Source organism: Streptococcus sp. HMSC066F10 (assembly GCF_001813805.1).
In the GTDB taxonomy this organism is placed as follows: domain Bacteria; phylum Bacillota; class Bacilli; order Lactobacillales; family Streptococcaceae; genus Streptococcus; species Streptococcus vaginalis.
This window is the reverse complement of sequence record NZ_KV813954.1, coordinates 1-1,056: the sequence shown is the minus strand read 5'-3', so window position 1 is coordinate 1,056 and position 1,056 is coordinate 1. Positions and strand designations below refer to the sequence as shown.

General features: G+C 40.1%; 1 protein-coding gene. It reads left to right on the top strand.

The window, feature by feature from the left end; all coding sequences use genetic code 11:
* Positions 1-93 precede the first annotated feature (93 nt).
* Positions 94-1,029: an IS30 family transposase gene (locus tag HMPREF2933_RS00570; protein ID WP_070672311.1), complete on the top strand. Its 936-nt coding sequence runs from the start codon at positions 94-96 to the stop codon at positions 1,027-1,029.
* Positions 1,030-1,056: the final 27 nt, after the last annotated feature.

Below are 1,056 nucleotides of genomic sequence, written 5' to 3'. Positions count from 1 at the left end.
TAAATTGTAAAATATAGTGCAACAAAAAAACTCATAGCGTTTCATTGGTGTAAACTGTAAGTAACCACACAAACAGAATCCCGAGGAAAAACTATGAGCTACTTCCATCTTACCATAACCGACCGAATAAAGATAGAAACCTACTTGGAATTAGGTTTGAAACCTTGCCAAATTGCAAGTAAACTTGGCGTCCATAAGTCTACCATTTCAAGAGAGTTAAGACGATGTCAAAATGGCTATTCTGCAGTCTTAGCACAGGAAGAGTACGACCGCAGGGCTAAACAAAAAGGTCGGAAGTCTTGTTTAACACCAAAGTTGAAAAAGGAAATTGAGAACGGTTTAAAATCTTCCTGGTCGCCTGAACAAATTTCTGGGCGCTATCAGCTTGAACAAAAGCCAATGGTCGCTTTTAAAACCATCTATAATTGGCTCTATAATGGTTTGATTGATCTGGATTTAAGCGTCCTTCGTCGTAAAGGAAGAACTCGACAACCCAAAGAAACACGTGGAAGATTTAGGATTGGCACGCCGATTGCCAAACGTCCTAAAGAGGTTCGGAATCGTGAAACTTTTGGCCACTGGGAACTTGATACTGTGGTGTCTTCCAGAGGCAAAAGCAAGGGCTGTTTAGCGACCTTTCTAGAGCGAAAAACTCGTTTTTACTTAGCTTTCAAGATACCAGACAGAACAGCCAAATCCATGTTTTCAGCCATCGAACAACTTTGTAAACTATTTCCAAAAGAGACTCTTAAAACCTTCACTTCAGACAGGGGAAAAGAGTTCGCCTGCTATCCTCTGGTAGAGAAGTTAGGAATTTCCTTTTTCTTTGCGGACGCCTATTCATCTTGGCAGAGAGGAGGTAATGAAAACGCAAATGGCTTACTAAGAGAATATTTCCCAAAGAAAACAGATTTAGCTGCTATATCTGATGAGGCTTTGAACAAGGCCTTATATGATATCAATCACCGACCACGAAAATGTTTAGCTTACAGAACTGCTTATGAAGCTCTAGTGGATGAGTACGAGTAAACGTTGCACTTTTTATTGCAATTTATC